At 30.1% G+C, this 13850-nt stretch carries 15 protein-coding genes and 1 tRNA gene; 12 read left to right on the plus strand and 4 right to left on the minus strand.

What is annotated here, in order from left to right; genetic code table 11:
- Positions 1–15: 15 nt before the first annotated feature.
- From LKE46_RS14830 to LKE46_RS14880, 11 genes are all read left to right on the plus strand, one after another.
- Positions 16–903 (plus strand): mechanosensitive ion channel family protein, encoded by an 888-nt coding sequence (locus LKE46_RS14830; protein WP_291723982.1) that lies wholly within the window; start codon positions 16–18, stop codon positions 901–903.
- Positions 904–906: 3 nt separating this feature from the next.
- Entirely contained in the window at positions 907–1110 is a 204-nt protein-coding gene (locus LKE46_RS14835) for a DUF951 domain-containing protein (RefSeq protein WP_291723985.1), read from the plus strand.
- A gap of 110 nt (positions 1111–1220) precedes the next feature.
- On the plus strand, positions 1221–1511 hold the full coding sequence (gene rpsF, locus LKE46_RS14840; protein ID WP_291723988.1) for a 30S ribosomal protein S6: 291 nt from the start codon (positions 1221–1223) through the stop codon (positions 1509–1511).
- 12 nt (positions 1512–1523) lie between these two features.
- Positions 1524–1988 carry a single-stranded DNA-binding protein gene (locus LKE46_RS14845; RefSeq protein WP_291723991.1) on the plus strand — a complete coding sequence of 155 codons (465 nt, stop codon included), beginning with the start codon at positions 1524–1526 and terminating at the stop codon, positions 1986–1988.
- A gap of 24 nt (positions 1989–2012) precedes the next feature.
- Entirely contained in the window at positions 2013–2273 is a 261-nt protein-coding gene (gene rpsR / locus LKE46_RS14850; protein WP_291723992.1) for a 30S ribosomal protein S18, read from the plus strand.
- A 179-nt stretch (positions 2274–2452) separates the two neighbouring features.
- Complete coding sequence (locus LKE46_RS14855) at positions 2453–2767, plus strand: MazG-like family protein (protein WP_291723995.1); 315 nt, start codon at positions 2453–2455, stop codon at positions 2765–2767.
- Positions 2768–2778: 11 nt separating this feature from the next.
- Positions 2779–3780: a YybS family protein gene (locus LKE46_RS14860; protein WP_291723998.1), complete on the plus strand. Its 1002-nt coding sequence runs from the start codon at positions 2779–2781 to the stop codon at positions 3778–3780.
- Between the two features lie 19 nt (positions 3781–3799).
- The gene (locus tag LKE46_RS14865; RefSeq protein WP_291724001.1) at positions 3800–5767 is read left to right on the plus strand and encodes a DHH family phosphoesterase; all 1968 of its coding nucleotides are present in this window, start codon (positions 3800–3802) and stop codon (positions 5765–5767) included.
- A complete protein-coding gene (gene rplI, locus LKE46_RS14870) occupies positions 5767–6210 on the plus strand; it encodes a 50S ribosomal protein L9 (RefSeq protein ID WP_291724005.1) in 444 nt (147 codons plus the stop codon). Before LKE46_RS14865 ends, rplI begins: the two co-directional genes overlap by 1 nt.
- 11 nt (positions 6211–6221) lie before the next feature.
- Positions 6222–8132: a Lon family ATP-dependent protease gene (lonC, locus tag LKE46_RS14875; RefSeq protein WP_291724007.1), complete on the plus strand. Its 1911-nt coding sequence runs from the start codon at positions 6222–6224 to the stop codon at positions 8130–8132.
- 32 nt (positions 8133–8164) lie between these two features.
- Positions 8165–9499 (plus strand): replicative DNA helicase, encoded by a 1335-nt coding sequence (locus tag LKE46_RS14880; protein WP_291724010.1) that lies wholly within the window; start codon positions 8165–8167, stop codon positions 9497–9499.
- Between the two features lie 74 nt (positions 9500–9573).
- Here the strand turns inward: LKE46_RS14880 and hsp18 are convergent, their stop codons facing one another.
- Positions 9574–10020, minus strand: a complete 447-nt coding sequence (hsp18, locus tag LKE46_RS14885; protein ID WP_291724013.1) for a heat shock protein Hsp18 — start codon at positions 10018–10020, stop codon at positions 9574–9576.
- Positions 10021–10328: 308 nt separating this feature from the next.
- Between hsp18 and LKE46_RS14890 the strand changes: the two genes are divergently transcribed.
- A tRNA-Thr gene (locus tag LKE46_RS14890) sits at positions 10329–10404 on the plus strand.
- Positions 10405–10565: 161 nt separating this feature from the next.
- Here LKE46_RS14890 and LKE46_RS14895 read toward each other — a convergent pair.
- The 3 genes from LKE46_RS14895 to LKE46_RS14905 form a co-directional block, all read right to left on the minus strand.
- Positions 10566–11768, minus strand: a complete 1203-nt coding sequence (locus LKE46_RS14895) for a tyrosine-type recombinase/integrase (protein ID WP_291724016.1) — start codon at positions 11766–11768, stop codon at positions 10566–10568.
- Between the two features lie 62 nt (positions 11769–11830).
- Complete coding sequence (locus LKE46_RS14900) at positions 11831–12025, minus strand: helix-turn-helix domain-containing protein (RefSeq protein ID WP_291724019.1); 195 nt, start codon at positions 12023–12025, stop codon at positions 11831–11833.
- 68 nt (positions 12026–12093) lie between these two features.
- Positions 12094–13764, minus strand: coding sequence for a DEAD/DEAH box helicase family protein (locus tag LKE46_RS14905; RefSeq protein ID WP_291724022.1), 1671 nt, complete (start codon positions 13762–13764; stop codon positions 12094–12096).
- Between the last annotated feature and the right edge of the window lie 86 nt (positions 13765–13850).

Genomic DNA, 13850 nt, shown 5'->3' on the forward strand with positions numbered 1-13850 from the left:
GGGCGGGAGAAATTAATGAAGGATGAGTTACTATCTATTTTTAATATAACTACCTTTGAAGGTGGAATAAAAATAGGAACTTTTTCAATATCTGAAGAAAAAGTGTATAATTTTATTTATAATATAATTACAGTGGCTGTTATAGTATTCTTGATGTATATTGTCATAAAAGTTGGAAATGTAATTATAAATAGATATGTAAAAAAACAGAAAAATTTTAGAATTTCTTTAGACGATAGAAAAGCAAAAACGATAGGTGCTATTTTAAAAAGTATATTGAAATATTCTGTATATTTTTTTGGCATATTTAGTATAGTTGCAGTTATATCACCCAAAATAGGGGCAACAGGCCTTACTTTTGCTGGAATCGGTGGTGTTGCATTAGGATTTGGTGCACAAAGTTTAGTTAAGGATGTAATAAATGGATTTTTTATATTATTTGAGGACCAGTTCTCTGTAGGTGATTATATAAGTATTGATGATAGAAGTGGAATCGTTGAGAGTTTTGAGTTAAGAATTACCAAGATAAGAGATTTTAATGGAGATTTACATATAATACCTAATGGGCTTATATCTAAAGTTACAAATCATTCAAGAGGAAATGTAAGAATGACAGTTGAGGTAGATATTTCCTATGATGAGGATTCAAATATGGTAATATCTAAGATTTCTGATTTGTGTAAAGAATTTGCACAAAATAATGAATTTATTACGGAAGGCCCAAATGTTTTGGGAATAACTGATATTAAAGACGGTGTTATTACAATAAGAATTATAGGAAAAACTAAACCAATGAAACAGCTGGATATGGAAATAAAGTTAAGAGAACAAGTTATGAAAGCTCTTAAAAAAGATAATATAAAAATACCATATAAGGAAATTAAAATTGTAAAGGGGGACTGACAATTGAAAAAAAATTTTTATATCGGCGACACAGTTGAAATGAAAAAGGGGCATCCTTGTGGAAGTAATAGTTGGGAGATTATAAGACTGGGAGCAGATATAAAGATAAAGTGCCTGGGTTGTGGCAGAATAGTAATGCTTCCCAGAAATAAATTTGAAAAAAGTGTAAAAAAAATTGTAAAGCAAAATATTCCAGAAAAAGATTAAAATATTATTGATTAAATTATAAATTTGTGATAAAATAAAGTCTTGTAATCCCTGCTGTGGAAATAATACAAATCACAGCCGTTAGTCCAGGGGGAGGAGGTGAAAATCTAATGAGAAAATATGAAACTATATTTATATTACAGCCATCATTAGACGAAGAAGCATTTAAATCTAATGTTGAAAAGTTTAAGGGTGTAATAGAAAATGGTGGAGGAGTAATAGATAACGTTGATATTTGGGGCAAGAGAAAACTTGCTTATGAAATAAATAAGGTCAATGAAGGATATTATACCTTGATAAATTTCAGTGCTGAACCTGAATTGCCAAAAGAATTAGACAGAGTATTTAGAATTACAGACAGTGTTATAAGACATATAATAGTAAATGATGATAAAAAATAGGTGGTGTTTTGATTGAACAGAGTTGTTTTAATTGGGAGATTGACTAAAGACCCCGAGTTAAGATTTACACCAGGAAACGGTACGGCGGTTACCACCTTTACATTGGCCGTTGACAGAAGATTTTCTAAAGCTAAGGATGGACAGAGAGAAGCTGATTTTATACCTATTGTTGTATGGGGAAAGCAAGCTGAATCTACCGCAAATTATATGAGTAAAGGTAAACTCATAGGTATTGGTGGCAGAATTCAGACTGGAAGTTATGAGGCTAAAGACGGCACGAGAAGATATACTACTGAAGTAATTGCAGATGAGGTGCAATTTTTGGAATGGGGAGATAAATCCCAAGGTGTTTCTGATAGTATGAAACCTTCTCAATCTGATAATTTTGGGAATACTCAAGGATTCAATAAAAGTTTCAATGAAGCTGATTATGGAGATGATATAACTCCAGTGGATGATGGAGATATACCATTTTAACATTTGTGGTAAGGAGGGAAAGGTATGCCTAATGGTAGAGAAAATGGTGGAAGAAGAAATTCAGGAAAAATGAGAAGAGCAAAAAGAAAAGTTTGTGCATTTTGTATGGATAAATCTGAATCTATAGATTATAAAGATATAAATAAGCTGAGAAAGTATGTAACTGAAAGAGGAAAGATTCTTCCAAGAAGAATTTCAGGTAATTGTGCTAAACATCAGAGAGAACTTACTGAAGCTATAAAAAGAGCAAGAAATATAGCATTATTGCCATTTACAACAGAATAACAATGTGTATTGTAATGGATCATTAGCTTACATGTATGCTAATGATCTTTATTTTTGTAATAAAGACTAAAAAATGGGTATAATTAACTATACAAATATTATAAATAGATGTAGTTTTGTTGCATAAAGCTGTAAAAATTATTAAAATGGATAATAAGAGAAAAAAGGGGATGATCAATATGAAGAGGGAAGATTTCAATATAATGTATAATGTAAAGATAATAGAAGAATTAAAGGCAGATCTTCTATGTACTATAGGAGATTTTTTTAAACTACTTACAAAAGGCAGTAATGTAATGAATCAAACTATACTTGACTGCATTTCCGGGGCAATAATATTATTGTATTTACTTTCAGATAGACTGGGATATTCACATACTGCAGTAGATGAAACAATGAAAAAGAAATTAAAGACTGGTATAATTGAAGAGGATGATATAGAAAAAAATGGAAAAGACCTTACTAAATTATATAATCATATCAAAGAAAGATAGCGGAGGTAGATATGCAAAATAAAAATTATAATGTAAAAGCCATAGCAGAAGCAGGATTGATTACCGCTTTTATAATAGTACTGATGCTTATATGTATATATATACCTGTATTTTCAATTTTTACGAATTTTATTCTTCCCATACCAATATCAGTATTATATATAAGACAAAATTACAAAGTTACTTTAGTTTCTATGGTAGTTAGTGCAATCCTTGTATCTATGTTATATAATCCAATATCGGCAATATCCACTATATTCCTTGTAGGCCTGGCAGGTATTACATTTGGATATTGTATTAAGAGTAAAAAAAATTTTACCATCACAATTTTATTGACATCCGCAGCCATTTTTGTGGGAATGATTATTTTTCTGTCAGTTTATATATTAATCATGAGCAACCATGGAATATACAGCTTTATAAGTGACAGTATAACAAAATTAATTATAAATCCTTTAAAAGAATCTATGGCAATGAATAAAGAAATATATGCTAAAATGGGAATATCTACAGATCAGCTCAGTTATATGGAAAGTATTGTGTCTTCAATTACCCCTGAATATATAATGAGAATCATTCCAGCATTTATACTGATAAATTCTGTTTTTACAGCTTATCTAGATTATTTAATAGGAACCAGTGTACTTAGAAAATTAAATTTTGATACCATACATATAAAACCATTTAAAAATATATACATGAGTACAAGAATAGGAACAGCAGCAGCAAGCATGCTTGTTATAGGCTTGATACTTGATAGAAATAATATGGAAATAGCACATTATTTTATAAATTCCTCAGCAATATTTCTACAATTTATATTTATGATAGATGGGCTTGCTTTAAGTGCATATTATTTTGCACATAAAACCAACATGTCAAATAAGGTTGTTATTATAATTCTAATAATAACATTGCTTATTGGAGCTTATTTTATTTATATAGTTTTGGGATTTATAGATATGATAATGGATTTTAGAAAGTTAGATCCTTATAGAGTTCAGAAAAAATAATAACAGGAGGCTTACCTTTATGGAAAGCGGTGATAATCATTTTATTAGGAATAATAGAATGTATATGATAATAATTGCAGTACTTGTAGTGATTATCATAATGTATAAGCATATATTTATTGGTATAGTGGCTTCAAGCCTGTATATGTTTCTTGTAGTTTATAATATAAAAAATACCGAGAAGAAAAAAAATGAATGGAGAACATTTATTGAAGATTTTTCTTCCAAGTTGGATATAGCTACAAGAAATATTCTTGTGAAATTACCATTCCCATTAATTATAATAAAAACAGATGGGGAAGTACTTTGGTATAATCAAAAATTTTCAGAGGTGCTGGAAGGTAGAGATATACTGGGAATAAATATAAATAATATTATAGAAAAATTCAGCCTAAACCAGGATGTATTTAGAAATGAAAAAATAATTAATAGATATTATGATATATATACACATGTAGTAAATACTTCAGAAGGACATAAAGATAACATCATATTGTTATATTTTTATGACACTACAGAATTAGTTAATGTCATGAATTCCATGGAAGAAGAAAAGTGTAATGTAATGTTAATCGAAGTTGATAATTTTGATGATGTGCTTAAAACTGTTGAGGAGGATAAGAAACCTCTTGTAATAGCAGAAATAGAAAGAACTATAAATACTTATGCCCAGCAGCTTCAAGCTATGATTAGAAAATATGAGCCGAATAAATATATACTTTCAGTTCAAAACAAACATATAAAGCAGCAAATGGAAAATAAATTCAAAATACTAGATGCTATGAGAAAAATAAATAAGGGAAACAAGATACCCATTACTCTCAGTATTGGTGTGGGATGCAAAGGAGAAACACCTTCTGAAAGTGAAAATTATTCTGTATCGGCAAAAGAGTTGGCTCTAAGTAGAGGAGGAGATCAAGCTGTTGTTAAAATTGAAGATAAGCTCCTGTTCTATGGTGGTAAAACTAAGGAAGTAGGAAAGAGAACAAAAGTAAAGGCAAGAGTTATAGCACATGCTCTTGTAGGAATAATAAATGACAGCAGCAATGTGTTTGTAATGGGACATAGAAAACCGGATATTGATTGTCTGGGAGCTGCAGTTGGAATTTATAATATAGTAAGTACTTTAAATAGAGAGTGTTACATTATATTGGATGATGTAAATTTGAGTATAAAACCTATATTTAATAAAATAAAAGATGATATGGATTATAAAAACGCATTTGTACATAGTAAAAGCTGTTATGAAAAAACAAGTAAAAGAAGCCTTCTAATAATAGTGGATGTTCACAGCAAAAGTTATGTTCAAGACATGAAATTGGTTGAAAAGTTTGATAGAATAGTTATTATAGATCATCATAGAAAAGCACCAGATTTTATTGAAAAGAATATAATCAGCTATATTGAACCATATGCATCATCTACTTCTGAAATGATTACAGAGATGCTTCCATATATGGTAAGCAGTCCTAAATTGAAAGTTATAGAAGCAGAAGCTCTTTTAGCAGGTATTTGTGTTGATACAAAAAACTTCTATTTTAAAACTGGAGTGAGAACTTTTGAGGCTGCTTCATTTTTAAGAGAAGCAGGAGCTGATACTATTGATATAAAAAAATTTTTTTCTTATGATCTGGAAACTTATCTAAGTAGAGCTGAAATTATACGTTCAGCTCAAATTTATAATAATATTGCTGTAGCTATATGTCCAATAAAAATAGAAGATACTGTACTAGCAGCACAAGCTGCGGATGAATTACTAAATATTACAGGTATTCAAGCATCCTTTGTTCTTGTTAAAATAAGAGATGAGGTATTCATAAGTGGAAGATCTCTTGGTGATGTTAATGTTCAGCTTATACTTGAGTCTTTAGGAGGGGGAGGACATATAACAATGGCTGGAGCAAGATTAAAATCTTCCAATACGGAGGAGGCTTTAAAAATATTGAAGAATGCTATTGATAATTATACTAGGGAGGTAAAAAAATAATGAAAGTTATACTGATAAAAGATGTAAAATCTTTAGGTAAAAAAGGAGATGTAGTGAATGCCTCTGATGGATATGTGAGGAATTTCTTATTTCCAAGGGGATATGCAATAGAAGCGAATCAAAAAAATCTTCATGTTTTAAATAATCAAAAAGAAGCAGAGAGGAAACAGAAACTTGAAGAAACGGAAGATGCACAGAAATTAGCTCACAGATTAAAGGGAAAGGAAATAAAGCTTCAAGTAAAATCTGGAGAGAATGGTAAATTATTTGGAGCCATAACTGGTAAAGATATAGCCGATAAGTTAAATGAAGAGTTTGGGATAGAAATTGACAAGAAAAAAATAGTTATGGATAATATAAAAAAAGTTGGAATTTATAATGTTGAAGTAAAATTATACCCTGAAATATCTGCTAAGATAAATGTAGTGATTGAAGGTAAATAAGGAGGAAATTGGTGAAATTGCAATCTATTGATGGATTAAATAAAGAGATAGAGGGGAATGATATACCCTTGGAAAGTCAAGTCAATATGCTGTATGATATAATGAGCCAGGTAATTAACGAAAGAACTATAAAATCTAGGATCGGTTTATATAAACTTCAAAATTATATAAAAAGTAATAATATATACAAAAAACTATATGCAATAAATAAAATAGCAAGTAATGGAAAAGGAATTTCAGAAATACCTGATGCATCCAGTATAGATATTGCTGTTGAAAATACCAATAAATTTTTGGCAGATCTTCTTACAAGGAGATACGTAAAAAATAGAATCGAGCAACAAGTAGAAAAAAATCTTGTTGAAAGACAGGAACAGTATATGGACGAGGTTAGACTCAATATAATAAAAAAACAAAAGGGCCCTGAAAATGCAAAAACATTGAAAAGATATGCCCAGCTTGAAGTGCTTGATGCAAAAACATTGAATAAAACTATACAGGAGCTTTTAAGACCTGAATCTTTTAATGAGATTGTTGGACAAAAAAGAGCGGTTCAATCTATATTGTCAAAAATAGCTTCGCCGTATCCACAGCATATAATACTATATGGACCTCCAGGAGTAGGAAAGACAACTGCTGCAAGGATTGCACTTCATGAAGCTAAAAAGTTGAAATATACTCCATTTAATAGAGATGCTAAGTTTGTTGAAGTTGATGGTACTACTTTGAGATGGGACCCGAGAGAAATTACCAATCCTCTTTTAGGTTCTGTGCATGACCCTATATATCAGGGTACAAAAAGAGATCTGGCAGAAACCGGTATACCCGAGCCTAAGCTTGGCCTTGTAACTGAAGCCCATGGTGGTATTTTATTCATTGATGAGATAGGAGAACTTGATGACATGCTTCAAAATAAGCTTTTAAAAGTTCTTGAAGATAAAAGAGTTGAATTTTCTTCCTCTTATTATGATCCAGATGATGAAAATACACCTAAGTACATAAAGTACCTATTTGAAAAAGGAGCTCCGGCGGATTTTGTACTAATAGGAGCTACTACGAGGGAACCGGGAGAAATAAATCCGGCATTAAGGTCAAGATGTACGGAGGTCTATTTTGAGCCGCTTACTGCTTTAGATATACAGACTATTGTAAAAAATGCAGCACACAAACTTAATATAAGCCTGGAGCCTGGAGCAGCTGAACTTATAAGCAGATATACCATTGAAGGAAGAAAGGCCATTAATATATTGTCTGATGCGTATGGATATGTTTTATATAAGCACAACTTAGACAATGATTTTAAAGTGGGTATGAATATAAAGATCTCTTTGGAAGATTTGGATAAGATTATATCCATAGGAAGGCTTGTGCCGTTTGACAGTATAAATATAGACAAGAAGTATGAAGTAGGACATATTTATGGATTGGGTGTAAGCGGGTATATAGGATCAACTATAGAAATAGAAGCCGTTACTTTTCCAGCAAAGGAGAAGGGAAAGGGAGTAGTTAGATTTAATGATACGGCAGGGAGTATGGCAAAAGATTCTGTATTCAATGCGGCATCAGTAATAAGAGAAATAACAGATAAGGATATAGGTGATTACGATATACATGTCAATGCTATAGGGGGAGGAAGGATAGATGGGCCTTCTGCTGGGGCAGCAATAACGATTTGTATTATAAGTGCACTTTTAAACAAGCCTTTGAGGCAGGATATGGCTATTACAGGTGAAATATCTCTAAGAGGCAAGGTAAAACCTGTAGGAGGAATATTTGAAAAAGTTTATGGTGCCAGAAGAAAGGGAATAAAATTAATAGTCCTGCCAAAAGATAACTTGAAGGAAGTGCCATCGGATATTACAGATATAAAGGTCAAAGCGGTAGACAATATTAATGAACTCATTAAAATAGTTTTTAAATAGCTAAGTTAGTATAACTGGGGAGAGATGTTTTTATGGATGCACCTTTTAGAAGTACGCCTCATAATATAGAAGCCGAACAGAGTGTAATAGGTTCAATGCTTATAGATAAAACGTCTATTGCACAGGTTGTGGAGATTTTAAGGCCCATAGATTTTTATAAGGATGCACACAAAGTTATATTTGAATCAATATTGGATTTATATCAGAAGGATACTGCTGTAGATATAATAACCCTGACTGAGAACCTTAAGTCTAAAAATAAGCTGGAAGATGCAGGAGGAATAACTTATATAAGTGAACTTGGAGGGTCGATTATTTCTACTTCTAATTTGCAGTCTTATATAAAGATTGTAAAAGACAAGTCGACACTTAGAAATCTTATTAAATCCTGTACCGGTATAATAGAGGAAAGTTATAAAAGTCAGGATGATGTGCCTGGCATTATCGATTTTGCAGAAAAATCTATTTTTGATTTGTCAAATGACAGGGATACTTCTGATTTTGAGCCTATGAATGTAGTACTCGAAAGAGGCTTTTTAGAAATAGAAAAACTATTTAACAACAAAGGTAAAACTACAGGTGTAGTATCTGGCTTCAGAGAGTTGGATGCCAAAACATCAGGATTTCAAAAGGGAGATATGGTGCTTGTAGCGGCAAGGCCTTCTATGGGCAAGACAACGTTTGCTTTGAACATAGCAGAATATGCGGCATTAAGGGAAGGAAAGAAGGTAGCTGTTTTTTCTCTTGAAATGTCAAAAGAGCAATTGGCCTATAAATTATTATGTTCTGAGGCACATGTTGATATGTTGAATCTTAGGACGGGAAATCTAAGTGACAAGGATTGGGAGAATATTGCAAGAGCATCGGGTCCTCTCGCATCAGCTGATATATTTATAGATGATACAGCAGCAATATCAATTATGGAAATGAGGTCAAAATGCAGAAGGTTGAAAATAGAACATGGAATAGATCTTATAATTATAGATTATCTTCAGTTGATGAGTGGTGGAAGGGGTTCTGAAAATAGACAGCAGGAAGTATCTGAAATATCCAGGTCGATTAAAGCACTGGCAAAGGAAATGCAATGTCCGATTATTGCACTTTCACAATTGTCCCGTGCTCCAGAAGCAAGAACGGATCACAGACCTATGCTGTCTGATCTTAGAGAGTCAGGTTCTATTGAACAGGATGCCGATATTGTAATGTTTTTATATAGGGATGAGTATTATGATAAGGAAACGGAAGACAGGAATGTGGCTGAATGTATTATTGCTAAACAGAGAAATGGCCCGACAGGAACTATAAAATTAGCTTGGCTTGGACAATTTAGTAAATTCGGAAATCTTGATGTAGTTCATCAGGAATAAATTCTAAAAATTAAAAGCTGCATATCACTGTAGAAAAATAGTATACAGTGATATGCAGCTCATTAGTAGATTTTCTAATTTATATTAATTTTAGTATTCTTTTTAGGACCTTTTTTAAGTTTTGGAAGATTAATTTTTAAAACTCCATTTTCAAAGGATGCAGATATAGTGTCTTTATCTACATTATCAACATAGAAACTTCTTTTGAATTCTCCATAACTTCTTTCACGTCTTACATAATTTTCATTTTTTTCTTCTTTAGAGTCATTTCTTTTAGCTGATATTGTCAAGTAATTGTTAGTGTAATCCAGATCTATAGCTTCTTTTTTTATTCCAGGAAGATCAGCTTCTACTAAATAGGCATCATCAGTTTCTTTAAGATCAACTTTAAATCCATTACCGAATCCATGTATATTTAGTGGTGCAAAGAAATCATTGTTGAAAAATGAGTTAACAAAATTGTCGAAATCAACTCCTTTTCTTAAAGAATTATCTTTTCTAAATGGAACCATATCAAACATATCAATTACCTCCTGAATTTTATTTTTTGTATTAATTAATTCTTATTACAGTATTATAGTACAATAATAGTCAAAGAAAGTCAAAGTCGATAAAGTGATGATCTGAGCTAAAATAAGACAATAACTTAAGTAATACGTATATAGTTTATTATTAATAAATTATATACGTATATATTGTAATATTCTTATAAATTTAAATATTATACATATTTTTAAGGTATAATTTATTAGGATTTAAAGAAATAATAATGTCATCTAAAAATTTTTTGATTAAAATCATTTTTTGTATTATAATTATAATGTTATTTGCTCCTATAGCTCAGTTGGTAGAGCAATTGATTCGTAATCAAGAGGTCGGAGGTTCGACTCCTCTTGGGAGCACCAGTTAAATCAACGGTTGTGGAATTTTAGATGTATGAGAATATCTCAAATACACCTAAAAATACACCTATTAGGATTTTTAGAGTTTAATTTATCAAAAAAATAAAGGATTGAGGATGCCTTTTTATAAAGTATATACTCAATCTTTTATTTTATCTAGTTTGCTATTTTAGTAATTTATCTAATAGCGCATTCATTTTGTTAGCTGCTTCTATATGTTTTTCTTCAGAAGGATGTACATATATATCCATAGTGGTTTTAATTGAGCTGTGTCCCATAAGGGTCTGAATAGTCTTAGGATCTGTATCTAAATCGTTCAATCCGCTTCCATATACGTGCCTGAGTGTATGAAAGGTTATACCTTTAGTATTAATTCCAGATCGTTTTAATATCCGCTTATATACTCTCATAAGGTTGCTTACATCTATTGGTTTCCCAAGGTCAGTGCAGAATACTAAATTATTGTCGTTATATAAATTTCCTGCTTTTAATTTTTCTTCAAGCTGTCTTTTTTTATGGTTATATAATTCTTGCATGGCTACTTTTGGTACATCTATTATTCTATTACTTGAAGAAGTTTTAGGCTTTTTAAATATAATCTTTGTTTTATTTCCTGAATTATTAAATGTCTTAACTCTTTTAACAGTTTCGTCAATACGTATTTTATTTTTTTCAAAATCTATGTCATCCCATTTTAAGGCTAATATTTCACCTTCACGAGCACCGCAGCTTGGTGCCAGCATAAATAGTGCTCTTAACCGTTCATTACCTATAGCATTAATAAATTTTTTTTGCTCTTCCAAGGAAAGTACCCTCATTTCTTTTCTGATTAATTTTGGTGGTGTCGTAGCTTCAGCCACATTTTTAACAAGTAATCCATTTTTTATTGCTTGTGCTAAAGCTTGTCTTATGATTATATGAATATATTTAACCGTTCTATTAGAAAGACCACCTTTTTTATCTATTCTTCCAGATTCAAGCTTATTATTGTAAAGTCTTTGAAGGTCATCTGCTTTTAACTTTGTTAATTGCTTTTTACCGATATATGGAATAATATGAATCCGTATTATTGATTCATAACTTTCAAATGTTGTGCTTTGTAATTTCAATTTTTTATAATTCCAAAGCCATATGTGAAGCCATTGTTCTAAGTTTAATTTTGATGGTTCAATATAATCTCCATTTTGAAGTTGTGATAAAATTTTTATTTTTTTATCTCGAACTTCCTTTTCAGATTTTCCGTAAAACCACTGCTTTTTCTGTTTTCCGGTTAAAGGATCTTTTCCTATTGTAATTGATGCACGCCATCTACCACTTTTATCTTTAAATATTGAACCTTCACCATTTGGACCTTTTCTTCTTGACATCTTACCATCTCCTTAAAAATACCTGCTATTTTGGTTGCAGGTATTTTAATATTTATCAGTGTTTAGTTGTTTGGATTATTTTTAATGTGAGCAAGTAGATAATTAAGTAAATCTTTTTTCCGAACCCTTAAAGATTTTCCGATTTTAAAGCTTGGGAATTCTTGCTTGCCAAAAATTTCGTAAGCCTTGGTGCGGCATATCTTTAAGAAAGCAGCAGTTTCTTTTACTGTTAAAATTTCATCATGATTTTCCTCCATAGATCTATATCCTCCTCCAGGTATATAATATATAAATAATTCAAAGTATTTTGCCAAAGTTAAAATGTCTATTGAATTTTTTTGTGCAATGTAAATACCTTGTCTTTGATTTCTATTTCGTAATTTAAATGATATTTAAAAAAAATTGCTCGCATTTTGGTTGCCTTATAGTTAGGTCTATCTGGGCGATCACCAAGTTGTTTACCATAACAATTGTTAGCTAAAATTTTAAATTGTTTCTCAAAATAGTCGAGTTCTTCACCAGATAATGTTCTATTGCAGTAACTATTTAGGAAGATTTCGAATTTGTTTTTGGTGTTATCTGAATTTATATGAGATATATCTAGATTGGGATTATATGATGCTTTTAAACCAAGCCAATCTAATTGTTGTAGTATAAATATATCCTTATTTCCAGAATTAAATTGTATTAAAAGTTTTTCATAAAATAGGTTAATATCTAATAATTCTGATCTAGATATTGGGTTAATAATAGGTTTTAAATATTGATCAAAATATAAAAGTCCTTTATAGATTTCACTATTAAAAAAATACTTATTTAAAAAGTTTATAGAGTTAATTTCAAATTCATTTATAGCATCAATTTGTTTTTTTATAATGTGTAAATTTCTATTAATTTCTATTGCATTACCGCTATATAGATACAAGTTGATTTTTTCACCATTTGAGATTCTTTTCCTACCAAGTACCTGTAAAAATTCGGTTTTACTATATGTGAAAATAACTATATTTTTTAAAAGATTGTCCTTGAAGTTTACTGAATTATCCATGACACTTGTAGTAATTAAGATTTTACAATTGAAAGATTCTTTATTTATTATTTCATTGTAGAATTTACCATCAGTACTATTTGAATTTTTTGATTCTGCCGAGATAAAAATAGTATGAGGTGAATGTAGCTTTTCTATCAATTTTTGTCCAGCATTTTTATTGTTCAAAAATATCATCCATTTCATATTTGAATTATCATTATTAATCAAATGCAAAATTTCTTCTTTTTTATGAAAGTATTTGATATTTATATATTCATAATTCCTTTTAAATCTATAGTATAAAAATTCTTTAGGATTGTAGTAATATTGGCTAAATATTAGATTATCATCAAATTTTTTTTCTTCATTTAAAATTAATGGAAAAACTTGATCAGGAGTTGAAGTCATAAAAATTCTGATACAATTTTTGAATAGTATAATTCCTTCATTTAGTATTTTATAGGTGAAATTATTGAATAAGAAGTCATTTGTAAAAAAATGGCATTCATCAAAAACCACTATATCATAGTTTTTTAATATGTTAGCTTCATTAAAAGAATTAATGTATTTTTCAAGTTTTTGATACGTCATTATTCGAACATTTTTAAAATATTCGATATCATCCAAACCGTAAGGCTTATGTTTTTTCAATATATCGGGACAGTTAGTAATTTTTATTATTCTGTATTTTTCTTGTCTACAGGCTGTAATTCTGTTGGTAATAATCAAAATTTTAAGATCATTTTCTATACAATATGGTATTATTTTATTTTCAATAAATGTATTTTTACCACTACCTGTCTGACTTGAAATGAAAATTGGATTTCTATGACACCAGTATTGATATTCATCCCCTATTCCATCACTAACATAGGTAGAGTCTAGATCTTTAAGAATTACCATATCATCCTTTAAAGCATCATGAATATCGTAAAATTTTATACGAGATTGTATTTCTTGATTCATTTTCTTAATCTCCTTTAATAAAGTTTTATTTTTGTTTATAATTATTACATAAAGGATGAAAAAAAAATAACATCTGTTAAACAAAT

It is taken from the genome of Clostridium sp., assembly GCF_022482905.1.
Classification (GTDB): domain Bacteria; phylum Bacillota; class Clostridia; order Clostridiales; family Clostridiaceae; genus Clostridium_B.